The sequence below is a fragment of the Saccharothrix coeruleofusca genome (assembly GCF_014648515.1).
Classification (GTDB): domain Bacteria; phylum Actinomycetota; class Actinomycetes; order Mycobacteriales; family Pseudonocardiaceae; genus Actinosynnema; species Actinosynnema coeruleofuscum.
On record NZ_BMRG01000019.1, the window covers coordinates 33,343 to 54,987 of the forward strand.

21 protein-coding genes are annotated in these 21,645 nt (G+C 71.6%); 11 read left to right on the top strand and 10 right to left on the bottom strand.

The window, feature by feature from the left end:
- From IEZ00_RS37395 to IEZ00_RS30550, 7 genes are all read left to right on the top strand, one after another.
- Window positions 1-517: GDSL-type esterase/lipase family protein (locus IEZ00_RS37395; RefSeq protein ID WP_229796252.1), on the top strand; the 517-nt coding region annotated here is incomplete at its 5' end.
- Window positions 514-1,743: a serine hydrolase domain-containing protein gene (locus IEZ00_RS30525; protein WP_189226825.1), complete on the top strand. Its 1,230-nt coding sequence runs from the start codon at window positions 514-516 to the stop codon at window positions 1,741-1,743. The genes IEZ00_RS37395 and IEZ00_RS30525, both read left to right, overlap by 4 nt.
- 451 nt (window positions 1,744-2,194) lie before the next feature.
- Window positions 2,195-4,813 (top strand): class III lanthionine synthetase LanKC, encoded by a 2,619-nt coding sequence (gene lanKC, locus IEZ00_RS30530; RefSeq protein ID WP_189226826.1) that lies wholly within the window; start codon window positions 2,195-2,197, stop codon window positions 4,811-4,813.
- A gap of 309 nt (window positions 4,814-5,122) precedes the next feature.
- Window positions 5,123-5,236 carry a class III lanthipeptide gene (locus tag IEZ00_RS30535; RefSeq protein WP_189226827.1) on the top strand — a complete coding sequence of 38 codons (114 nt, stop codon included), beginning with the start codon at window positions 5,123-5,125 and terminating at the stop codon, window positions 5,234-5,236.
- 124 nt (window positions 5,237-5,360) lie between these two features.
- Complete coding sequence (locus IEZ00_RS30540; protein ID WP_189226828.1) at window positions 5,361-5,468, top strand: class III lanthipeptide; 108 nt, start codon at window positions 5,361-5,363, stop codon at window positions 5,466-5,468.
- A 70-nt stretch (window positions 5,469-5,538) separates the two neighbouring features.
- Window positions 5,539-6,735 carry an MFS transporter gene (locus IEZ00_RS30545; RefSeq protein ID WP_189226829.1) on the top strand — a complete coding sequence of 399 codons (1,197 nt, stop codon included), beginning with the start codon at window positions 5,539-5,541 and terminating at the stop codon, window positions 6,733-6,735.
- Entirely contained in the window at window positions 6,728-7,951 is a 1,224-nt protein-coding gene (locus IEZ00_RS30550) for a GNAT family N-acetyltransferase (protein ID WP_189226830.1), read from the top strand. Before IEZ00_RS30545 ends, IEZ00_RS30550 begins: the two co-directional genes overlap by 8 nt.
- 76 nt (window positions 7,952-8,027) lie before the next feature.
- Here the strand turns inward: IEZ00_RS30550 and IEZ00_RS30555 are convergent, their stop codons facing one another.
- From IEZ00_RS30555 to IEZ00_RS30580, 6 genes are all read right to left on the bottom strand, one after another.
- Window positions 8,028-8,879, bottom strand: coding sequence for a helix-turn-helix domain-containing protein (locus tag IEZ00_RS30555; protein ID WP_189226831.1), 852 nt, complete (start codon window positions 8,877-8,879; stop codon window positions 8,028-8,030).
- A gap of 1,005 nt (window positions 8,880-9,884) precedes the next feature.
- Window positions 9,885-10,208 carry a DUF4387 domain-containing protein gene (locus IEZ00_RS30560; protein ID WP_189226832.1) on the bottom strand — a complete coding sequence of 108 codons (324 nt, stop codon included), beginning with the start codon at window positions 10,206-10,208 and terminating at the stop codon, window positions 9,885-9,887.
- On the bottom strand, window positions 10,205-11,578 hold the full coding sequence (locus tag IEZ00_RS30565) for an acyclic terpene utilization AtuA family protein (protein WP_189226833.1): 1,374 nt from the start codon (window positions 11,576-11,578) through the stop codon (window positions 10,205-10,207). The genes IEZ00_RS30560 and IEZ00_RS30565 overlap by 4 nt, the downstream gene beginning before the upstream one ends.
- A complete protein-coding gene (locus tag IEZ00_RS30570) occupies window positions 11,575-12,669 on the bottom strand; it encodes a tartrate dehydrogenase (RefSeq protein WP_189226834.1) in 1,095 nt (364 codons plus the stop codon). Before IEZ00_RS30570 ends, IEZ00_RS30565 begins: the two co-directional genes overlap by 4 nt.
- Window positions 12,666-13,619 carry an NAD(P)-dependent oxidoreductase gene (locus tag IEZ00_RS30575; protein ID WP_189226835.1) on the bottom strand — a complete coding sequence of 318 codons (954 nt, stop codon included), beginning with the start codon at window positions 13,617-13,619 and terminating at the stop codon, window positions 12,666-12,668. The genes IEZ00_RS30570 and IEZ00_RS30575 overlap by 4 nt, the downstream gene beginning before the upstream one ends.
- On the bottom strand, window positions 13,616-14,911 hold the full coding sequence (locus IEZ00_RS30580) for an MFS transporter (RefSeq protein WP_189226836.1): 1,296 nt from the start codon (window positions 14,909-14,911) through the stop codon (window positions 13,616-13,618). Before IEZ00_RS30580 ends, IEZ00_RS30575 begins: the two co-directional genes overlap by 4 nt.
- Window positions 14,912-15,120: 209 nt before the next feature.
- Here IEZ00_RS30580 and IEZ00_RS30585 point away from each other — a divergent pair, with 209 nt between their 5' ends.
- From IEZ00_RS30585 to IEZ00_RS30595, 3 genes are read left to right on the top strand one after another with little or no spacing between them, the layout of a single operon-like run.
- The gene (locus tag IEZ00_RS30585) at window positions 15,121-15,513 is read left to right on the top strand and encodes a GntR family transcriptional regulator (protein ID WP_229796253.1); all 393 of its coding nucleotides are present in this window, start codon (window positions 15,121-15,123) and stop codon (window positions 15,511-15,513) included.
- The gene (locus IEZ00_RS30590; protein WP_189226838.1) at window positions 15,510-16,400 is read left to right on the top strand and encodes an ABC transporter ATP-binding protein; all 891 of its coding nucleotides are present in this window, start codon (window positions 15,510-15,512) and stop codon (window positions 16,398-16,400) included. Before IEZ00_RS30585 ends, IEZ00_RS30590 begins: the two co-directional genes overlap by 4 nt.
- A complete protein-coding gene (locus IEZ00_RS30595) occupies window positions 16,397-17,416 on the top strand; it encodes an ABC transporter permease (protein WP_189226839.1) in 1,020 nt (339 codons plus the stop codon). Before IEZ00_RS30590 ends, IEZ00_RS30595 begins: the two co-directional genes overlap by 4 nt.
- 133 nt (window positions 17,417-17,549) lie before the next feature.
- On the opposite strand, the gene IEZ00_RS30600 is transcribed toward IEZ00_RS30595, so the two are convergent.
- From IEZ00_RS30600 to IEZ00_RS30610, 3 genes are all read right to left on the bottom strand, one after another.
- Entirely contained in the window at window positions 17,550-18,383 is an 834-nt protein-coding gene (locus IEZ00_RS30600; protein ID WP_229796254.1) for a DJ-1/PfpI family protein, read from the bottom strand.
- Window positions 18,384-18,519: 136 nt separating this feature from the next.
- Window positions 18,520-19,575: a GlxA family transcriptional regulator gene (locus IEZ00_RS30605; protein WP_189226840.1), complete on the bottom strand. Its 1,056-nt coding sequence runs from the start codon at window positions 19,573-19,575 to the stop codon at window positions 18,520-18,522.
- Window positions 19,576-19,737: 162 nt separating this feature from the next.
- Entirely contained in the window at window positions 19,738-20,205 is a 468-nt protein-coding gene (locus tag IEZ00_RS30610) for a MerR family transcriptional regulator (RefSeq protein ID WP_189226841.1), read from the bottom strand.
- 93 nt (window positions 20,206-20,298) lie between these two features.
- Between IEZ00_RS30610 and IEZ00_RS30615 the strand changes: the two genes are divergently transcribed.
- Window positions 20,299-20,634 carry an EthD domain-containing protein gene (locus tag IEZ00_RS30615; protein WP_189226842.1) on the top strand — a complete coding sequence of 112 codons (336 nt, stop codon included), beginning with the start codon at window positions 20,299-20,301 and terminating at the stop codon, window positions 20,632-20,634.
- On the opposite strand, the gene IEZ00_RS30620 is transcribed toward IEZ00_RS30615, so the two are convergent.
- Window positions 20,544-21,620, bottom strand: coding sequence for a helix-turn-helix domain-containing protein (locus IEZ00_RS30620; protein ID WP_189226843.1), 1,077 nt, complete (start codon window positions 21,618-21,620; stop codon window positions 20,544-20,546). The two genes, IEZ00_RS30615 and IEZ00_RS30620, sit on opposite strands and share 91 nt — an antisense overlap.
- Window positions 21,621-21,645 lie beyond the last annotated feature (25 nt).

Sequence of the window (21,645 nt, forward strand, 5' to 3'; positions counted from 1 at the left end):
CACCCTCGCGATCGCGGCCAACGACATCGACCTGAGTTCGGCGTTCACCGCCTGCGCCAGCTCCGGCACCCCCACCGGACCGACCTGCCAGGAGCGCTACACGGTGGGCGGGGTCGACCAGTTCGTCGCCCGCATCGAGGCGACCGCGCCGAAGGTGGGCGCCGCGCTGGAGGAGATCCACCGCCGTTCCCCGGACGCCGACGTGGTGGTGGTCGGGTACCTGACGTACTGGCGCCCCGGTGGCTGCTACCCCACCGACCCGTTCACCGCCGTGGACGCGGACTACCTGCAGACCACGTTCGACCGCCTGATGGCGATGCTGGCCGACCAGGCGTCCCGGCACGGGGCGTCCTATGTGGACATCCGCACGCCCAGCGCCGACCACGGCCTGTGCGAGCCGCCCGAGCGCCGCTGGCTGGAGGGCCTGGTCCCGGCTTCCCCGGCCTACCCCTACCACCCCAACGCCGCGGGCATGGCCGAGGCGGCCGCGATCATCGGCGCAGCGGTGGCCCGATGAGCGGTGGGCTCGGCTTCGACCGCGCGCGGCTCGACCGCCTCGACCGGCACTTCGCGCGCTACGTCGAGGACGGCAGGCTGGCCGGGTGGCAGCTGGCGATCACCAGGCGCGGTGCGACGGCCCACCTGTCTTCCTGCGGCTTCCGGGACCGCGAAGCGGGCTCGCCCGTCGCGGACGACACGCTGTGGCGCGTCTACTCGATGACCAAGCCGATCGCCTCGGTGGCCGCGATGACCCTGTGGGAGGAGGGCGCGTTCGCCCTCACCGACCCGGTCAGCCGCTGGATACCCTCGTTCGCCGACGTCCGGGTCTACCACCGGGGCTCGGTCGACGACGTGGTGACGGTCCCGGCGATCGAGCCGGTGCGGGTGTGGCACCTGCTCACCCACACCTCCGGCCTGACGGCGGGGTTCCTGCGCACGTCGGTGGTCGACGCCCTGTACCGCCGCGCGGGCTACGACATGGGCTCCCCCGAGGGAACCACCCTGGCCTCGCTGTGCGACGACCTCGCCCGGCTGCCGCTGCTGTTCCAGCCGGGCACCGCGTGGGGCTACGGCGCCTCCACCGACGTGCTGGGCAGGCTCGTCGAGATCTGGAGCGGGCAGAGCCTGGACGCCGCGATCGCCGACCGCGTGACCCGGCCGCTGGGCATGGCCGACACGGTCTGGCACGCCGACGACGCGCGTGCCAACCGACTGGCCGCGCTGTACGTCCCCGACCCGGTGACCGGGCTCGCCGTGCGGGCGGACGCCATCGGCGACCGGGCGCTCAGCCCGCCCGCCGTGCTGTCCGCGGGCGGAGGGATGCTGTCGACGCTGCCGGACTACGTGCGGTTCACCCGGATGCTCGCGGGCGGGGGCGAGCTGGACGGCGTCCGGGTGCTCGCGCCGCGGACGCTGCGGCTGATGACCGCCAACCACCTCGCCGCCGACCTGCGGGCGCTGTCGACCGGCGGGTTCACCAACGCGGTCTTCGACGGCGTGGGCTTCGGGCTCGGCTTCGCCGTCGTGGTGGACCCCGTCAAGGCGCGCACCGCGACCAGCCCCGGTGAGCACCACTGGGGCGGCGCGGCGGGCACGGTGTTCTGGGTGGACCCGGTGGAGGAGCTGACCGTCGTGTTCATGACGCAGCTGCTCCACCTCGCGGGCTCCCACCTGGTGCCGTCGGAGGCGCACCCGATCAGGGCGCGGCTCCGCCAGCTCGTCTACAGCGCACTGGTGGCCTGAGGGCGGCGTGGTGCGCTCCAGCAGTCGCACGCGGACGACCGCGATTCCCGACGCGGCGCGAGCCGAGTGCGCCCACTCCTGCTCCACCGCGCTCCGAATCCACACGCGAAAGGTGGCCGATCGGACAACGCACCGCGCCGCATTGGCGCCTGCCGTTGTCCACGATGAACGGCCCCAGCCGGACGGGGCAGCGCGCGCAATATCGGCCATGCACTGCGCAAGGTCGGTCAACCAACTGCTTGCCGTATAGAACTAATCTTTTCCCAGAGGGAGTTCCTGGACCGGACAGCCACAGCGAAGGGGAACCGCAGCGAGCCGGCCGGGGCCGCGGAAGCGAGGCGGGAATCGGGCCGCGCCCGACAGGAAACGGGTTTCCGCACAATCGACCGGACCGCACCACGAGCGGTTCCGGGTGCCACGTCCACGGCAACGCGACAGGTGTGGTGCGCAAATGGAAGACTACGTCTGGTACTGCCAAGCAGGCCAAGATTTCTACGATCACCCCGGATCCGGCGAGGCGGCCCGCTTCGCTCTCGTCGAGCGCGACGAGCCCGACGACTGGCGGAAGGCGAACGAGGGCTCCTGGACCTTCTTCCAGCCAGTGGGCGCCGAGTTGGCGGAGCAAGGCTGGAAAGTGCACGTCTCGGTCACCGCGGCGGACGCCGAGGAGACGATCGACATCGTGGCCAAGCACTGCTTCGCGCACCGCACCCCGTTCAAGGTGCTGACCGACCCGCGGACGCACCTGCGCATGAACGGCAAGTACGCCCCCAGGGGCAGCAGCGGGAAGCTGATCACCATCTACCCCGCTACGCGGGCGGCGCTGCGCTGCGCGCTCGACGAGCTGGACATCGCCCTGGAGGGTCGGAGAGGACCATACGTGCTCAGCGACCTGCGCTGGCGCGAGGGCCCTCTCTACGTGCGCTACGGCGCATTCAAGAAAATGCACACGGTCGATGAGCGGGGACGCCGGGTGCTCGCGCTGCGCGGACCGGACGGCAATTTTGTCCCGGACGTCCGCGGGCCTTCCTTCCGCCCCCCGTCGTGGGTGGAGCTGCCGGATTTCCTGGCCGAGCAGCAGCGCGCGGCCACCGCCACCCCGGCGGTCATGCCCTACGTCACCAGGAAAGCGCTCCACTTCTCGAACGGAGGTGGAATCTACCTGGCCGCCGATCCGGTCACGGGCGAACCCGTCGTGCTCCGCGAAGCCCGCCCCCTCGCCGGGTTGGACGGCGCGGGCGACGACGCCGTGGCGCGTTTGCAGCGCGAAGCGGAGACGCTGCGGGAACTCGGCGATCTCGACTTCGTGCCCACCTTCAAAGGTACTTTCGTGTGCTGGGAACACCACTTCCTGGCACAGGAGCACATTGAAGGGCAGACGCTGTGGGACTTCCTCGCCACTCGCAATCCGGCGGTCCGCGGCGCTTCCGGTCCGGACGACTTCGCAGCTTACGCGCGCACCGTGTCGGACATCCTCGACCGAATCGAGCACGCCATTTCCGCCATCCACGACCGCGGTTACGTGTACGGCGATCTGCACCCGCGCAACGTGCTGGTGCGCCCCGACGGCCGCATCGCGCTGGTGGACTTCGAAGTGGCCTACCGACCGGGGGTGGACCCGGAACCGACGATCGCCTGTCCCGGATTCGTCGCCAAGCACGCCCAGTCCGGCAGGTCGCGGGACACCTACGCGCTCGACTGCCTGCGCGTGGCGGCCTTCCTGCCGTTGACGCAGATGCTGGACCTGGACGCGGGCAAGGCGCAGGAGCTGCCCGAAGCGGTGGCCGAGCTGTTCCCGGTTCGCCACCTGATGACGGCAGCGCTGGTCGAGCGGCTGCGCCCGGCCTCGGCACGGGAGGCCGCCGGACCTCGGCACGGCGGCGAGTTCGCCGCCGCGGCGCGGAACCCCGGCGGGGCGGGGATGCGGGCCCTGCTGGACTCCATGACCCGCGCCATCGCGGCCTCCGCCACACCCCGGCGGGCGGATCGCCTGTTCCCCGGCGACCCCAAGGCGCTGGAGGACGGTGGGTACACCCTGGCGCACGGCGCGGCGGGAGTGCTGTACGCGCTGCACTCGACCGGCCAACCCGTTGACCGGTCCCACGTGGCGTGGCTCTCGTCGGCGACCCGCCGCGTGCCGGCCCGCGCGGGGTTGTGGGACGGGTTGCACGGCGCCGCCCTCGTCCTGCACGGTCTGGGGCACGAGCGGGAAGCGTGCGAAGCCCTGGACAGGGCGGCCCCGGCGGCGCGGGCCGTCACCTCCCCCGCCCTCTACGACGGGCTGGCGGGCATCGCCCTGGCACTGCGCTACATGGCCGTCGCCACCGGGGACCCCCACTGGCGCAGCGCGCTGGACGCGGTCACCGACCGGCTCGCGGGCACCGTGTCGGCCCTCGACGGGGACGCCAGGGCCTCCGAGGACGACGCGAGGAGCGGGCTGATGCACGGCTTCACGGGTGCGGCCCTGTTCTTCCTCCGCCGTCATCAGGACACGCGGGACAACGCGTACCTGGACGTGGCGCTGCGCGCGCTGGAGATCGACCTCGAGCGCTGCCGCCTCCGCGACAGCGGAGAGGTCGTCATGGCCCAGGGCGCCCGGCTGATGCCGTACCTGGGCATCGGCAGCGGCGGGCTGGTGGAGGCGATCGACCTCTACCTGCGGCACGTGCCCGACGAGCGCCTCGCGGCGTGGCGGACCGGGATTCTCCGCGCCTGCGAGGTCCCCTTCACCATCGAACCGGGGCTGCTCATGGGCCGGGCCGGACTGATGATGACGATGGCCGCGCACGCCGCGTCGCCGGGGTCGACGGACGCCCTCGCAAGCCACGTCCGGCGACTGGCCTGGCACGCCGTGCCCCGCGACGGCGGCCCCGGCGCGGGCAGGACCGTGGCTTTCCCCGGTCACCGCTTGTTGCGCTTGTCGATGGACCTGGCCAGCGGCACCGCGGGCGTCCTGCTGGCGCTGCACAGCAGCGCCCGTGCGGCACAGCCCGCGGCCCACCCGGCGGGGGGCACCGCGACCTGGCGCGAATCGACCGGTCTGCCGCTGACCGCGGCGCAGCCGCGCTGACGGCTGCCCAGACGTCCGGGACAAGGGGTCCCGGAGATGAACAGGAGCAGGAGGAACACGTGAACCCCATCCTCGAGCTGCAGGAGCTGCCCACCCCCGCGATGGACGTCGTCCCCGAGCTGGAGCTGACGAGCACGATCAGCCTGGAGTGCACCCACCTCGTGGAGCTGTGACGGCCGTTCCGCGAACCGGCGGGCCTGGGACCGGTGCGCCTCGAAGGCACACCGCCACGGTCGCGCTGACGCCACCGGAACTCCCGGGACGGCCCCTGGAAACGACCGGAGAAGACGAAACAGGGAGGAAGATCAGATGAACACCGTTCTCGAACTGCAGGAGCTGCCCACCCCGGCGGTCGACGCCGCCGCCGAGCTGGAGCTGAGCAGCACCTTCAGCAACCACTGCACCGGCTTCATCGCGGAGTGACGACCTCCGCCCGGCGGGCGCGCGATCGCGCGCCCGCCGCGAGGGGGCACGCCACCGCGGCCACTCCGACGGCTGCCGGGTGTTCCCGGTACCGGCTGAACGACCAGCTACGTCAGGAGAGCACATGAACAACGTTCTTGAACTGCAGGAGCTGCCCGCGCAGGCGGTCGACGCCGAACTGGAACTGCCGAGCGTCATCAGCCTCCACTGCACCGGCTTGATCGGGGCGTAGCGGGCACGGCCGCTCCCCGGCGGTGGCGCACGCACCACCGGGGAGCGGCACCCGGATCGGAGGAGTTGCCGTGGCGGTAGTGAGCCTGCGCCACAACCACGTCTACCAACGGCTGTGGATCTCCCACACGCTGTCGCTCATCGGCACGCTGGCGTCGTTCGTCTCGCTGCCGCTGCTGATCCTGGACTCCTTCCACAGTCCGGCCGCGGTCGGGCTGGTGAGCTTCGTCGGGGCCGCGACGCTGCTGCTCGTGATGCCGTGGACCGGCCTGCTCGTGGACAGGACGGGCTGGCGGGCGGTGATGGTCGCCTGCGACCTGCTCCGCGCCACCGCGCTGGCCCTGCTGGCCGCCGCGATCGCGGGCGATCGGGTCACCTTCGCCCTGGTGCTCGCCGTCACGGTGGTCAACAGCGCGTTGAGCGTCCCCTTCCTGTCCGCCACCGGGGCCGCCTTGCGCGCGTCCGTCGAAGCCGGGCAACTGCCCGCGGCCCTCGCCCTGAACCAGGGGCGGACCGCGGTCGTCGGCATCCTGGGACCGGTGGGCGGTGCGGCGCTCTACGACGACTCGACCGCGCTCCCCTTCGCCGTGGACGCGCTTTCGTTCCTCCTCTCGGCGCTCTGCGTGTGCACGCTGCGCACCAGGGCCCGCACACCAGCGGGCAAACCGGGGTTTGGGTGGCGGGACCTCGGCGCGGGCTGGCGCTTCCTGCGCGGCCACCCCTTCCTGCGCTACATGGCGCTGAACATCTGCGTCACCGACTTCAGCTTCAACGGTCTGGTCCTGGTGCTCGTGGTCACCTCGTCCGCCGAGGGCAACGCGATGGGCGCGGGGGTGATCATGGCGGCCTCCGGCGCGGGCAACGCGCTGGGCAGCGCTTTGGCCGTGCCGGTCATGCGGTGGGCGCGTTCCCGTGAACCGGTGGTCCTGTCGGTGTGGACCACCGCCGCCACGGCCGCGGCCGTGGCGGCGCAGGCCGGAATGCCCTGGAGCGCGCTCCTGCTGGGGATCGCGTGCCTGGCCGCCTCCATCGTCGCGGTCATCACGAACACGACGATCCTGCGGGAAACGCCCGCGCACCTGCTGGGCCGGGTGCAGACCATCTTCCAGACAGCGCCCCGCCTGGTCGCCGCGGGTGGGTCCTCCTGCGCCGGAGTCCTGTTGACCTTCCTCCCCGTCCAAGTCGTCCTGCCCGCGTTCGCCGTGCCGCTGGCGGCGCTGGCTCTGCACACCACGAGCACCAGGGCACTGCGAGCGGTCCATGAGTGACCCCGGAGGCCCGCAGGCGCGGGTGACCACCCGCCTCCTCGAACCCCATGAGCACAGAGCGGCCCTGGACCTCTTCCGGGACAGTCACCACCAACCGCCCGCCACCGACGCCGACTGGTCGGTGCTGCGGGGCTCTTTGGAGCCTTCCGGCGTGCGTGGCGCGTTCAGCGGCGGCCGACTGGTCGGTATGCACCAGAGCGTGCTCGGCGACGTCGTCGTGCCCGGTGGTGCACGGGTGCCTGTGGTCCTCCACCACCGCTTCGCGGTCCGCAGCGGTCACACGCGGCGGGGCGTGGGGACCTCGTTGATGACGGCGGCGCTGCGGAGCGCCCAGGCCCCGCTCGCGATGCTCCGGGCGAGCGAAGGGGGCATCTACGGGCGTTTCGGCTTCGCCGTGGGGACCCGCGGCCGGGACCTGGTGATCGACCGGCACCGCGCTCGCCTGTCCCCCCACGTGCCCGCGAGCCACCACACGTGCGCGTCGAGCCCGCGCGAGCTCGTCCAACGCCTCCCCCAGCTGTACGAGGAGACCCGAGGGAGGTCGGGAACGGTGAGCAGACCGCCGTGGTACGAGGCGTTGTACGGGTACGAACTCGCCTGCGCTGGGCTGTTCGGCAGGGTGATCGTCCACAGAGGCCCGACGGGTGAGGACGGGTTCGCCCGCTACGTCGTGCGCCGCGTCGCGGCGGAGACCGCGGCGGCGCGGGTCGTGCTGCAGGTGGACGACATGCACTACCGCTCGTCGCAGGCGTGGGCGGGGCTGTGGCGTGCCCTGCTGGGGGTGGAGCTCGTGGACGAGGTGCGCGTCCGGCTGCGACCGCTCGACGAGCCGGTGGAGTGGTTGTTCACCGATCCCAGGGTGTGCCGGACCAGCGCGGTCCACGACGAGACGTGGTTGCGCCTGACCGATGTCGGCTCCGCGCTCCGCGCCCGCCACTTCGGCGGTTGCGACAGCGTCGTGATCGGGGTGGAGGACGCGCTGCTGCCCACCAACTCCGGCTGCTACCACGTCAGCGGTGAGGAGGTCGGCGGCACGCGGGCCTCCGCGCAGATCTCCGGTCCCGTGGCGGCGTGGTCCGCCGCCTACCTCGGCGTGGTCAAGCCATCGGCGCTGGCGGCGGCCGGGGCTCTGCGCGTGCACGAACCGCGTGCGCTGGAAGCGGCCGACCGGCTCTTCGCCACCGGTTCGGAACCGTGGAGCGGCACCTTCATCTGAGGGTGCCGCTCCAGCGCCGCACTGGGAGGTCGCGCGGATCGGCGTGCCGAATCGGGCTCCTGACGCTCCCGCGCTCTCAGTCGCCCGCGTTCTCCTGTGCCCGCTTCCGGTACTGCGAGGGCGAGCACCCGACCCACTTGCGGAAGACCCTGGCGAAGTTCTCCGGGGTCTGGAAGCCGCATCGCCTGCCGACCTGGGAGATCGGTTCGGCGTCCACCGCGAGCAGGTGCCGCGCGGTGCTGACCCGCATCCGCGTCAGGTACTGCAGCGGTGTCTCGCCCGTGGACTCGGAGAACTGGCGCAGGAAGTGGTACCGGCTGACCCCGGCGGCCCCGGCCAGCTGGTCGAGCGTGATGTTCTCCTGCAGGTTGTCCTTCATGTAGTCGACGACCGTCAGCAACTGGGCCGGGCTGAGCCCCCCGGCGCTCTGCGGTTCGGCGGTGTGCGGCGAGATCAGGCAGGTCACCAAGTACAACGACGCGCTGTAGGCGTAGTAATCGCCCGCCCCGTTCTCCTTCGCCCGGACCAGTGCGGACAACACCGACGCCAAGTGGGTGTCCAGCGATCGCAGGGCGTTCAGCGCTAAGATTTCCTGGACAGCGTCCGCGCAGCCCGTTCGTGCGAATCGCTCGAAAATCCCGGTGGGGAGTCGAACGTATCCGAGTTCGAAGGGTGAATTCCTCGGCGGCACCCGGCGGACCCGGACCAGACTGCCCGGCGCGATCCGGCACACCTCGCCCTGCATCACCGTGCTGTGCTGCCAGCAACTTCCGTCCCAGCACTCCACCTGACACGCCCCGGACAAGGGGGTGATGATGGCGAGCCACTCGTCCGACACCCGGTACAGCAGACTCTTGCGCCCGACCGGGGCGGCCTGCCGTTCGGCCGTCATCGATTTCCACGACAAAACTTCGTCTACCGCAGTCATGTGATGCACCATGTGGGTCAGGCCCCTGGCACGGGACCGGGTCGGTCAACGACGGTGATCAGCAAACGGGGGCGTGACGGCGGGTCCACCCAGGTCAGACGGATTCTGCTACCGGAAGCCGCTCAGGCGGCCCGGCGCGGGGAGGCGGCGGGTCCTCCGCGGGGTCAATGGCGAGCGACCCGACGGCGGTAGTCGTGGACAATGACCCGCCCCGGCCTCCGGAACACTCGCGACCAAGGCGTCGAGCACAGGTGAGGAAATCGACCGCGTTCAGCAGGAAAACGCGTGGGCACAGATTGCACCTTCCGTGGTCCGAGGTAGCCGGTCAACCCGGGAACGGGGAGAACGTGATATCCCGCTCACCTCCCCCGTGCTCCGCAAGCACTTTTCGTGACAACGCTACCACGTAAGGTGACCACACAGCACACAATACTTGAGAGTAACTCGGGTGTCCGCCGCGTCGAGCGCTCGCGCACCACCCGGAACGGTCACCGCGGCCTCGGCCGCTTCGAAAACCGCACGGCCGCCCCGCGGAGATCGCGGATTCGACGGCCTGCAATCGTCACCGCGCGGTGGGCGTCCTCGCGTGGTGATCACGCGGAATGGACGCGGGTCGTTCACAGGCGCACGGAGGAGGTCGCGCCACCGCAGGCACGAGCGTGCTGAGGACTGCCGCGGGAACCGCGCACCTCTGCGATATCGCAGGCCATATCGCGCGGACGGGCAGCAGCCGGGGCGGCGAGATCGCCGACCGCCGGGGCGTCCACGAACACCCTCTCCCGCACCGAAGCGGTGCGGGAGAGGGTGAGCCGGGTGACGCCGGCGCGGACGGGTCCCCGCCGGGCGGGGACGGCGGGGACACCGGACGCGCCGGGGAGCACGACTGGTACCTGCTCAGCTGCCCTGCGCGCGGAATTCCTCACCGGGCAAGTGAACCGCCCGAACGGGCAGCAGTTCCACATCAACTGCCCGGAAAGCGCGGCGGTGTGCCCGTTTGGACACCGCTCAGCAGTTGTCCTCGGGCACGGCGAGCACCGCCAGCGGCACGTGGTGCTGCCCGGCGTGGATGTCGCGGTCCCTCAAGCCGCCCTGGGGGACCGGGCGCGGGTAGGAGATCTTGACGACGTTGAGCGACGGGATGCGGAAGATCCGCACGTCGGCCGCGGGCACGTCGTAGAGCTGCTCGATCAGCCGCTCGTTGATGAACGCCTCGTCCGCGACCACCGCGTACCCGGCCTCGTCGCGCATGAACAGCTCCATGGTGACCCAGAACGGCCCCGCGTTCTTCGAGCGGACCTCGATGGCGAGGTCCTGCAGCGTCGCGGTCATCGCAGTCCGCCTTTCCGGATGGTGGTGCGGAACATCGAGGTGGGGGTCTGGGAGTCCACGACGTGGTTGAGGACGAACTCGTACACCGGGCCGCGCTCGGTCTCCGCGGGCGAGGTGGCGAAGGCCAGGCTGGGCAGGTAGGGCATGTCCGGTGTGGGCAGGTGGAGCATGAGCGGGTTGGCGATCTTCGCGACGGCGGTCGCGGTGGTCTGGTCGGCCGCGTGCACCAGGAGCATCACCCCGACCTCTCGGGCGGGGTGGGTGGCGGGGTCGAGGTCGCCGAGGATCGCGTTGTGGCCGTAGAGGCGGATGTCGAAGTCGTACTCGCCCTCGGTCAGCCCGAGCGTCTGGCCGACCCGGTCCACCAGCACCTTCCCCAGCAGCGCCGCCCACTGCTCGATGTTGGCGAGGATGTGCGGGTCGCGGATGGCGGTGAAAGACATCGTCTCGTAGCCGGTGACGCGGGCGCCTTCGAGCTTGACGGTGTGCTGCTCGGCGGGTTCGAACACCGACCCCTCCACGCGGACGACGCGGTGGTCGATCGCGCGGTAGGTGGCGTTGCTGACGTCGAGGGTGCCCGCGGGCTCCCGCATCCGGTACGGGTCCGCGGTCTCGTACAGCATGTGCGCGGCCACCGAGGTCGGGGTGCACGCCGCCTCGGGGTCCAGCGGTTCGATGGTGAACCCGGTCCGGTCGACCACCGCGAACACGCCGCCCGCGCGCGGGTTGGTGGTGCACTGCCCGCCGCACTCGACGATCTTCGCCGCGTGCCAGGTCGGTCCCGGCGGCATCCCCCTCATCAGGGGCAGCGCGGCGGCGACGGCGGTGTCGGTGGCGCGCCCGGCCAGCACCACGTCGGCGCCCGCGCGCAGCGCGGCCTCGATGGGCTCGTGCCCCATCATCCCGACGACGCGGGCGCAGCCGTCGATGGTCTCCTCGGTCAGCGGGCCCAGCGGCGGCAGCGGGTGCACGGCCCCCTCGGCGAGCCGCCGCTTGAGGTAGCCGGGGTCCTGCTCGCTGTAGATGGTGGCGACGGTGAGGTCCAGCCCTTCCTCGGCCAGGATCGCGGCGGTCAGGTCCGCGACCCAGTCCACACCGCTGTCGGCGCCGCTGGTGCCGCACGACCCCACGATCAGCGGGATGCCCGCCTGCGCCGCCGCGCGCAGCAGGATGCGCAAGTCCCGCGACACGGCCGCGGCGGTGGTCTTCGGCATGCCGGAACCGAGGTAGTGGGGGCCGGAGTCGGTCGAGCCGCCGTCGACGGCGATGACGTCGGCGCCCAGCGCGAGTCCGCGATCGACCGTCTCCTGGCTGAAACCCGCGCCGATCATGCCCGCGGGCACCAGAATCCGCACCGAGTCGTCGTTCATTGGTCGCTCCTAGCGTTGCTTCGGGCTGCGGGGGCGGGGCTCGGCAGTGCCGCGACGACGGCGTCGGCGAACTCGGTGGTCGAGGCGGTGCCGCCGAGGTCGGGCGTGCGGACCGAGCCCTCGGCGAGCACCGCCTCGATGGCGTGCCGCAGCGCGGCCGACGCCTCGGCCTCGCCGAGGTGGTCCAGCATCATCGCCGCGGACCACAGCGAGCCGAGCGGGTTCGCGACGCCCTTGCCCGCGATGTCGGGCGCGGACCCGTGCACGGGTTCGAACATCGACGGGAACCGCCGCTCCGGGTTGAGGTTCGCCGCGGGGGCGACGCCGATGCCGCCCGCGATCGCGGCGGCGAGGTCGCTGAGGACGTCGCCGAACAGGTTCGACCCGACGATCACGTCGAAGTCCCCCGGCCGCAGGACGAGCTTGGCCGCCAGGGCGTCGATGTGCTCCTGCCGCCACCCGACGCCGGGGAACCGGGCGGCCCGCTCCCGTACGACCTCGTCCCAGAACGGCATGGTGTGCACGATCCCGTTGGACTTGGTCGCCGAGGTCACGTGGCCGCCCCTGGTGCGGGCCAACTCGAAGGCGTAGTCGACCACGCGGGTGACCCCGGCGCGGGTGAACACGGCTTCCTGCACGGCCATCTCCTCGGGGAAGCCGCGGTTGAGCCTGCCGCCGATCTCGCTGTACTCCCCCTCGACGTTCTCGCGGACCACGACCAGGTCCACCGGGGACGACAGCCGCAGCGGGCTGGGCAGGCCGGGCACCACCTTGACGGGGCGCAGGTTGACGTACTGCCGGAACCCCCGGCGGATCGGGATGAGCAGGCCCCACAGCGACACGTGGTCGGGAACCCCCGGACTGCCGACGGCGCCCAGCAGGATCGCGTCGTGCCCGGCGATGTGGTCCAGCCCGTCGGGCGGCATCATCGCGCCGGTCGCCTCGTAGCGCGCGCAGGACCAGTCGAACTCGTCGTAGGCGAGGGAGAACCCGCCTCGTCGGCCCAGTGCGTCCAGCGCCTTGAGCGCGGGCGGGATCACCTCGTTCCCGATCCCGTCGCCGGGGATCACGGCGATGCGGTAGGTGGTCATGGGGTTTCTCCGTTGGTGGGGTGGTTGACCGGCGTGCGCGGTTCGCCGCGCAGCGCGGCGAGCAGTTCGCGGGCCGCGCCGAGCGCCGCCGCCCGGCGGGCTTCGGCGGTCTGCCCGGCCATGTGCGGGTAGACGGTGATGCCCTCGATCCCGCGCAGCGGGCTGTCCGGGGGCAGCGGCTCCGTCCCGACCACGTCCAGGACGGCTCCGGCGATCCGGCCGCCGCGCACCGCGTCGGCGAGCGCGAGCTCGTCGACGATCTGGCCGCGCGCGGTGTTGACCAGGACGGCCTCCGGTTTCATCAGGGCGAGCGCGTCGGCGTCGAGCAGGTGGCGCGTGCGGGGCGTCAGCGCGGTGTGCAGCGACACGTAGTCCGACTCGCGCAGCAGGTGGGGCAGCGCGACGAACTCGATGTCCACTTCGGACCGGCCGGGGTGGTTCGTGGTGCACAGCAACCGCATCCCGAACGCCCGCGCGAGTCGTGCCACCGCTCGGGCCGAGGGGCCGTAACCGACCAGGCCGAGCGTCGCGCCGCGCAGCTCGTGACCGCTGCGCCGCGGCCACGAGCCCGCGCGCACCCCCACCGCCGAGGTGACCAGCCCGCGCGCGGCGACCAGCAGCAGGCCCATCGTGTACTCGGCGACGGCGTTGCTGTTGATCCCCGGCAGGTTGCTGACGCGGATGCCGAGCCGGGTGGCGGCGGCGACGTCCACCGAGTCGTACCCGACACCCGAGCGCACGACCGCCCGCAGCGTGGTGGCCTGATGGAGCACTTCGGCGGTCAGCGGGTCGTTCGCCACGATCGCCCCGGTCGCGCCGCGCAGTGCCGCCACGAGGTCGTCGCCGCGGGCGCCGACGACGTAGCGGGTCCGATGCCCGGCGCGGGTGAGGAGCGCGTCGGCCTCGTCACCGGGACGGGAGTAGTCCGTCGTGATCAGGATTTCGCTCATGTCCTCTCGCTCACAGTGCGGCGCTGCGCCGCGGCACGGCGCTGGATGACGTCGATGCGCAGCACGACCACGATCGCGAGCACCGCCAGCAGCGCGGCGTCGACCAGCATGAAGCGCCAGCCGTTGAGGTCGACCATCGCGCCGACCGCCGCGGGGCCGAGTGACCCGCCGGTCGCCCAGCCGACCGTGTAGAGCCCGGTGTAGGCGCCGAGCACCTTCGACGAGGGGGCGAGGTTCCACAGGACCACCGCGCCGTTGATGACGAAGGCCGCGCCGCCCACCGCCGTGACGCACAACGCCGCCACGGTCACGGCGGCCGTCTGCACCGCGGTCGCGGCAGTCAGGGCCACCACGAGCAGCGCCATGCCCGCCGCCATCACCCGCAGCCGCCCCAACCGCTCCGACAGCAGCGCCAGCGGGTAGGCCGCGAGCAGGAACGCCACACCGCTGGGCAGCGTCAGCCCACCCGCGCTACCCCTGGACAGCCCGAGCACCTCCATGCCGTAGTTGGTCATCAGCGAGCGCGAAGCCGCCCACGCGCCGCCGAACAGCAGGACCGCGAGGATCACCAGCAGCCTGCTGCGGTCGCGGTCGCGGAGGATGTCGAGCACCACCTCGCGCAGCCGCGTTCCGCTCCGGGCTCCCGGCGGGGCCTGCCGCTCCTCGGCCACCGCCGCCTGGTAGGCGGGCGAGGTGCTGTCACGCACCCGCAGCACCAGCACGGCGGCCGCGACGAGCATCAGCGCCGACGGCACCGAGAACGCCAGCTCCGGGTGGCTGTCCACGAGCAGGACGCTGATCAGCGCCGACACGATGACGGTGAGGCTGGAGGCGATCTTCACCGCGGCGTTGGCGCGGCTGCGGCGCGCGGGCCGGATGAAGTCCGGCAGCAGCGCCTCCCCGATCGGTTTGAAGCTGTTGGCCACCAAGGCGTAGGAGAACATCAGCACGACCAGCGCGGGCAGGGACGAGGCGAGCGGGATCGTGGCGAACAGGACCGCGGCCAGCGGCATCCCCACGGCCAGGTAGGGAATCCGCCTGCCCCAGCGGGTGCGCGTGTTGTCCGAGCGGTTGCCCATCCAGGGCTGGATGAACACGCCCAGCGCGTTGTCCATCCCCATCATCAGGCCGATCAGCGCCGCGTTGGCGACGTGCTGGGCCAGCAGCGGCGGGACCTGCGCCTCGTAGAAGTTCCACGTCGACTCCTGGGCGAACACCGCGAGAGCCACGAAGAAGGTGATGCGGCGTCCTCGGTGCCCCTTGATGGGGACACCGGTGTCCGCTGTGGTCATGGCAAGTCCTCCGGAGAGTCGCGGGCCGCCTCGTCGCGACGCGCCGAAGTCACCGTAGTGATGCTATAGCAAAACGGTCAATAGTCTCTCGTTAGGTTGCTATTGCATTCTCCGGGAACCAACCCCACAGCGGAACCGCGGACGACGGCGTTGTCCACCGCACATCCATATGTCTATAGTGCTAGGTAGCTAGTTAAATGGAGGAAGGCGTGATCGAGTTCTACCTGGACAGCGGGTCCGGCCTGTCGCCGTACCAGCAGATCGTCCAACAGGTCCGCCACGCCCTGCGGCTCGGACTGCTGCGCGAAGGCGACCAGATGCCGAAGGTCAAGGACGTCGCCGCACAGCTGGCGATCAACCCGAACACGGTGCTCAAGGCGTACCGCGAACTGGAGAACACGGGGCTGGTCTCCGCCCGCCCCGGCGTCGGCACCTTCGTCTCGGCGACCCTGCCCGGCGTGACGCCAGCGGTGCTCGGCCCGCTGCGCCGCGACCTGCGGCGCTGGATCGCCAAAGCCCGGCTGGCCGGGCTGGATGACGAGGGCATCACCGCGCTGATCGCGGACACCTTTCGGGAGACGACGACGGAGGACATAGCGTGACCGCGGTACTACGAGCCAGGGGACTGGGCAAGAGGTACCGGCAGCAGTGGGCGCTGTCGGACTGCGCGCTGGACATCCCGGCGGGCCGGGTGGTCGGCCTGGTCGGCCCCAACGGCGCGGGCAAGTCCACCCTGCTCAGCCTGGCGGCCGGGATGAACACCCCCACCACGGGCGAGATCGAGGTGTGCGGCGGGAAGCCGGGCAGCGGGCCGGACCAGCTGGCCAAGGTCGGTTTCGTCGCCCAGGACACCCCCACCTACCCCGGCCTGACCATCGCCGAGCACCTGCGCCTGGGCGCCGCGCTCAACCCCCGCTGGGACGCCGCCCTGGCGCGGAAGCGCGTCGAGCGGCTGGGCCTGGACCCCAAGAAACGGGCCGGGCAGCTCTCCGGCGGCCAGCGGGCCCAGCTCGCGCTGACCATCGGCATCGCCAAGCGCCCCGAACTGCTGCTGCTGGACGAACCGGTCGCCGCGCTCGACCCGCTGGCCCGGCGCGGGTTCCTCCAGGACCTGATGGAGACCGTCGCCGAGCAGGGCGTCAGCGTGGTGCTCTCCTCCCACCTGGTCACCGACGTCGAGCGGGTCTGCGACTACCTGATCACCCTGGTCTCCTCGCGCGTGGTCCTCGCCGGGGACATCGAGGACCTGCTCGCCGCTCACCACCGGCTCACCGGGCCGCGGCGCGATCCCGCGACCCTGCCCGCCGACCAGCACGTCATCACGGCCAGCCACACCGACCGGCAGACCACGCTGCTGGTGCGCGCGGAGTCGCCGATCATCGACCCCGCCTGGACGGTGGGCAAGGTCGGGCTCGAAGACCTCGTCCTGGCCTACTTGGAATCGCCCGACGCCGCGACGCCGCGCCCCGCCCTGGAGGTCCTCCGGTGACCTGGTTGACCCTGCGCCAATTCCGCCTGTCCGCCATCTCGGTGGCCGCGCTGCTCACCGTCGTCGCCGCCGTGCTGGTGGTCGTCGGCAGGCCGATCGCCTCGCCGGAGCCCCCTGGGCTCACCCCCGACTACAGCACCTACTACTACATGGCGATCATCGCCCTCTACCTCCTCCCCGCCATCATCGGCGCGTTCTGGGGCGCGCCGATGATCAGCCGCGAGGTGGAGAACGGCACCCACCGGTTGGTGTGGAACCAGAGCGTCACGCGCACCCGCTGGTTGCTCAACAAGATGGGCATCGGCGCTCTGGCCGCGGTGGTCGCCATGGGGCTGCTCAGCGTGCTCGTCATGTGGTGGTCGAGCCCCATCGACACCATCGCCACCGAGAACGGCCCCGCGGGCCTGCCGATCGCTCCCATGGTCTTCGGCGCCAGGGGCGTGGTGCCCCTCGCCTACGCCATCTTCGCCTTCGCCCTCGGCATCACCGCGAGCGCCCTGCTGCGCCGCACGGTCCCGGCCATCGCGGTCACCCTCGTGGTCTTCACCGCCTTCCAGGTGATGACCCTGAACCTGGTCCGCCCCAACCTGATCCCGCCCGTGCGGGAGACCCACCACTTCGCCTCCGGCACCTCGCTCTTCCACTACGCGGGCAGCGAGTCCCCGTACCAGCTGCGGGTGCCGGACCCCACCCACTCCTGGGTCCTGGAGCAGCAGACCGTGGACCGGGCGGGCAACCCCGTGCAGTTCCCGGCCTGGTTCGGGGGCTGCGTGTTCCCCGACGTCTCCACGGACAACCTGGGCGCGCGGAGGACTCCGGAGACGGCGGAGGAGTCCGTGAAGAGGCGGGACGAGTGCTTCGACCGCCTCAACGCCGAGGGGTACCAGCAGCTCGTCAGCCACCACCCGAACAGCCGCTTCTGGGCTCTGCAGGGGGCGGAAAGCGCTTTCTACCTGGTTTTGGCCGCCCTGCTGGCCTGGTTCGCCCTGCGTTGGACCCGCCGCCGCATCAGCTGAACGGGATTACGTCCCCACGGCGTCGCGCGACGCCGTGGGGACGTGCTGCCACCGCTTGGATCAGCGTGGGGTGAGGCCGGTGGCGCGTGGTTGGACCACTCCGCGCCGACTGCTCCCAGTGGTCGGGCGGACGTCACGCCGACAGCGCTTTCATCACCTTCTCGACGACGGCCGCCGGAGCTGAGTCCGGGGAGCCCGCGTCGTACGGCGGTTCCGGCGCGTACTCGACGAGGAGCTGGACTTCCCGGGCGACGTCGTCGCCCGCGATCAGGCCGGCCAGGGTCAGCGCCATGTCGATGCCCGCGGACACGCCCGCCGCGGTCGCGTAGTGGCCGTCGATGACGACCCGCTCCTTCGACGGTGTGACACCGAATTCGGCGAGCAGGTCGAGTACGGCCCAGTGGGTGGTCGCCCGGCGGCCGCGCAGGACGCCCGCGGCGGCGAGAATGAGGGCCCCGGTGCAGCTGGAGGTCGTCCACGCACTGGTCTTGTCCACCGTCCGCAGCCACTCGTGCAACCTGCCGTTGAACATCTGGTTCATCTGTCCCGGACCCCCGCCGACGAGCACCACGTCGGGTTCGGTCACATCGGCGAGGGTCGCCACGACGTTGACCGCCAGGCTGCCCAGGTCGTTGCGGACCAGGGCCGGCTCCTCGGCGACGAAGACGACTTCCGCGTCCGGGAGGCGGCCGAGGATCTCGTAGGGGCCGATGACATCCAACGAGGTGAACCCGGGGTAGAGCACGATGGCTGCCAGCATGTCGGCGCCTCTCCGATTTTTCGGCGCTCGATGACGTTCGTCGTCGAGCTGGGTAATCGTCGGGTGGGTGTCGGGCATGGCGCGCACCCTGAACACCGCGTGCACCAGGTCCGACGTCAGGACTTCGGCGAGCGCGCCCCGCCTGATCGCAAGCGTAGGGGCGGTCGGGTGCACCCCCTGTGCCGTGCAGACCAAAAAATCTGCCATCCGGTGGGGCTGGGGAGGCGCCCCTGTCCCCCACTGCGTCGGCAAGTACTACCCGACGGGGTGGGAGGGCCGGTAACTACTACCCGAGGTGGTGAGAGCGGGGCCGGGTGAGACGTTGTGGGGGCGGCAAGGTGGGTCAGCGCCGGACCGAGATGCGCGGTACTCGCGGCTGTCGGGGATCGGAGCCGACCGACGAGGAGTTGGCGAACACGCGGCGGTATTCCGTGGGCGAGATGTCGAGTTCGCGCAGGAAGGCGCGACGCATCGCCTCCGGAGTCCCGTACCCGCAGCGGCGCGCGATGCGGATCACCCCGTCACGGGTGTCGGTCAGCATGCGCTGCGCCGCCTCCAGGCGGAGGAGGTCCACGTAGCGTCCGGGGGTCACCCCGACCTGCTCGCTGAACGCGCGGGCGAACTGGCGGGTGGACAGGCCCGCGCGTTGCGCCATCGCGGGGACCGACAGGTCGGCCGCGGGGTTCGCGGCGGCCCAGTCCTGGACTTCGCGGAGCGGGTCCGAGCGGGCGACCTGGGCCGAGAGCTGCACGCTGAACTGCGCCTGGTTTCCGGGCCTGCGCATGAAGACCACCAGGAGCCTGGCGATCTCGTGCGCCACCGCGCGACCGAAGTCCTCCTCGACCAGGGCGATGGCGAGGTCCACCCCCGCGGTGACGCCCGCCGACGTGGCGATCGGGCCGTCCCGGACGAAGATGGGCGTCGAGTCCACCCGCACCCGCGGGTACATGCCCGCGAGGTAAGCGCATGCCTCCCAGTGGGTCGTCGCCCGGCGGCCGTCGAGCAGTCCGGCCTCGGCCAGGAGGAACGCCCCGGTGCACACCGACACCACTCGCTTCAGGCCGGGAGCGCGCTCGCGCAGCCACGTCACGAGCCCGGCGTCGGCGTGCTCCACGCCCGGCCCACCCGGCACCAGGAGCAGGTCGGGGTCTTCGACACCGGTCAGGTCGAAATCGGGGACCAGCCGCAGCCCGCCGGCGGATCGGACCGCCCCGCCGCCGAGCGAAGCCGTGCGGACGACGTAGGGAGGTGCCTCCTCGGTGCCGGCGAAGCGCGCCGCCACCGAGAACACGTCCAAGGGGCCCGCCACGTCCAGGGGTTGCACGCCGTCGAACAGGACGACGAGCACCGATCGCGTGCTGACCCCGGCGACACCGGCACCGCAGGAATCGTTGGTCACACGGCGGAGGCTACTGAACCTCCCCGATGCGGCTCACCGCCCGCGCAGCGGCACGTCCGGCGGGCGGGCGAGTTCGGCGTGTTGCCCATCCGGTAGCCGAACCGCCACCCCCACCATGCGTCGGCAAGTACTACCCGAGGCTCTCGTGCGGGCCGGTAACCGCTACCCGGCGTCCCGGACGCCCGCTCCATGGCCGTGTGGGGAGACCCGGGTGGTGAACTCAGGGGTCCTGCGCGTTCGACTCGCGACTTCCGCCTCCTGCCCGCCTTCTCCCGCGTTCGCCAGGAAGGCTCGGTTGACCTCGATCAGGTGGTCGAGCATCGCCCTGGCGGCGGCCAGGTCGTCGATCGCGGCGGAAAGTCGCGCCCGTTCCCGGTCCATGGCGGCAAGGGCGAGCCGGGCCCGGTCCGCGTTGGGTTCCGCCATGCAGGGAACCATCCGGGCGATGGTCCTGCTGGGCATCCCGGCGGCCAGGAACGTCCGGATCATCCCCACCCGCTGAACGTGCTCCTCGTCGTAGCACCGCTGGCCGCTGGGCGATCTCGTGCTGGCCAGCAGGCCCTGCTCCTCGTAGTAGCGCAGCAGTCGGCGGCTCACCCCCGTGCGCGCGGACAGCTCACCGATCCTCATTCCCACCTCTTGTGCACCCGGTCACAGCGACTTGCTCTTCACATCGATGTGAGCGTTTAGGTTCCCGGCAGGCGCGACGCAGAGGAGAAGCACGTGATCAAGTTCGCCTTCCTGATCAACCGCGTCGACGGGATGTCCTTCGAGGAGTTCGTCGACCACCACCGGAATCGGCACGCCCCGCTGTTCACCTCCATTCCGGAAGCACGGCGGTACGTGCGGAAGTACACCGTTTCCCACCCCGTCCCGGCGGCGGCCTACCCCGCTCCCGCCTACGACGGCCTGACCGAGATCTGGTTCGAGAACTGGGCGGACCACGACGCCTTCTTCGCCTCCGAGAACTACCGGGAGCGGGTGAGCCCGGACGAGGGCAGGTTCATCGACCTGGCCTCGGTGCGGGTGCTGGTCACCGAGGAGACCGCGGTGATCTGAGCGCCGCCGGGACCGATCCGCGAGCGGAAGGTGCGGCGGTAGGTGTCCGGGGGCACGCCGACCGTGCGGTTGAAGTGCCTGCGCAACGTCGTCGCGGTGCCCATACCGGTGGCCTCCGCGATGGCGTCCACGCTGTCGTCGGTGGTCTCCAGCAGTTCCTGGGCGTGGCGGACCCGCTGGGTGAGCAGCCACCGCAGCGGGGTGGTGCCGGTCACCGAGCGGAAGTGGCGGCCGAGGTGGCGCGGGCTCATCCGGGCCTGGCGGGCCAGGTCCGCCACGGTCAGCGGGCGGTCCAGCCGGGCAAGCACCCAGGAGAGCAACCCGGCCAGCGGGTGGTCGTCCGCCGAGGGCACCGGGGTGGTGACGAACTGGGCCTGTCCGCCGTCCCGGTGCGGTGGCACGACCAGGCGGCGGGCGACCGCGTTGGCCACCGCGGACCCGCGGTCGAGCCGGACGAGGTGCAGGCACAGGTCCATGGCCGCGGCCTTGCCCGCCGAGGTGAGCACGCTGCCGCTGTCCACGTACAGCACGTCGGGGTCCACCTCCACGCGCGGGTAGCGGGCGGCCAGGGCCTCGGTGTGCGCCCAGTGCGTCGTCGCCCGCTTCCCGTCCAGCAGGCCCGCGGCGGCCAGGACGAACGCGCCCGTGCACAGGGAGGCCACGCGGGCGCCCGCCTCGTGGGCCGCGCGCACCGCGTCGACCAGGTCGGCGGGCGGGTCCACGTCGACGTCGGCCCAGCCGGGGACGATCACGGTGCGGGCGCGCGGGAGGTGGTCCAGGCCGTGGTCGGGCTCCAGCCGGAACCTGTCCAGCCGCAGGTCGCCCTGACCGCAGACCACGAGGTCGTACCAGGGGCCGGGCACGGTCGCGGGCCGCGCCCCGAACACCTCGTGCGCCAGGGACAGCTCGAAGTGGAGCATCCCGTCGGTGACGGCCAGGGCGACTGCGTGCGCGTCCGGGTGCATGTCCGGAAGTGTACGGATCATGGCGTTCCGGACACTCGTGACGAGC

What these genes read in the sequence shown, in the direction of transcription:
- IEZ00_RS30620 (WP_189226843.1), bottom strand. Translation starts at nt 21,620, where the DNA reads ATGATCCGTACACTTCCGGACATGCACCCGGACGCGCACGCAGTCGCC.
- IEZ00_RS30540 (WP_189226828.1), top strand. Translation starts at nt 5,361, where the DNA reads ATGAACAACGTTCTTGAACTGCAGGAGCTGCCCGCGCAGGCGGTCGAC.
- IEZ00_RS30535 (WP_189226827.1), top strand. Translation starts at nt 5,123, where the DNA reads ATGAACACCGTTCTCGAACTGCAGGAGCTGCCCACCCCGGCGGTCGAC.
- IEZ00_RS30555 (WP_189226831.1), bottom strand. Translation starts at nt 8,879, where the DNA reads ATGACTGCGGTAGACGAAGTTTTGTCGTGGAAATCGATGACGGCCGAA.
- IEZ00_RS30610 (WP_189226841.1), bottom strand. Translation starts at nt 20,205, where the DNA reads ATGAGGATCGGTGAGCTGTCCGCGCGCACGGGGGTGAGCCGCCGACTG.
- IEZ00_RS30550 (WP_189226830.1), top strand. Translation starts at nt 6,728, where the DNA reads ATGAGTGACCCCGGAGGCCCGCAGGCGCGGGTGACCACCCGCCTCCTC.
- IEZ00_RS30525 (WP_189226825.1), top strand. Translation starts at nt 514, where the DNA reads ATGAGCGGTGGGCTCGGCTTCGACCGCGCGCGGCTCGACCGCCTCGAC.
- IEZ00_RS30580 (WP_189226836.1), bottom strand. Translation starts at nt 14,911, where the DNA reads ATGACCACAGCGGACACCGGTGTCCCCATCAAGGGGCACCGAGGACGC.
- IEZ00_RS30575 (WP_189226835.1), bottom strand. Translation starts at nt 13,619, where the DNA reads ATGAGCGAAATCCTGATCACGACGGACTACTCCCGTCCCGGTGACGAG.
- lanKC (WP_189226826.1), top strand. Translation starts at nt 2,195, where the DNA reads ATGGAAGACTACGTCTGGTACTGCCAAGCAGGCCAAGATTTCTACGAT.
- IEZ00_RS30560 (WP_189226832.1), bottom strand. Translation starts at nt 10,208, where the DNA reads ATGACCGCGACGCTGCAGGACCTCGCCATCGAGGTCCGCTCGAAGAAC.
- IEZ00_RS30570 (WP_189226834.1), bottom strand. Translation starts at nt 12,669, where the DNA reads ATGACCACCTACCGCATCGCCGTGATCCCCGGCGACGGGATCGGGAAC.
- IEZ00_RS30565 (WP_189226833.1), bottom strand. Translation starts at nt 11,578, where the DNA reads ATGAACGACGACTCGGTGCGGATTCTGGTGCCCGCGGGCATGATCGGC.
- IEZ00_RS30600 (WP_229796254.1), bottom strand. Translation starts at nt 18,383, where the DNA reads ATGGCAGATTTTTTGGTCTGCACGGCACAGGGGGTGCACCCGACCGCC.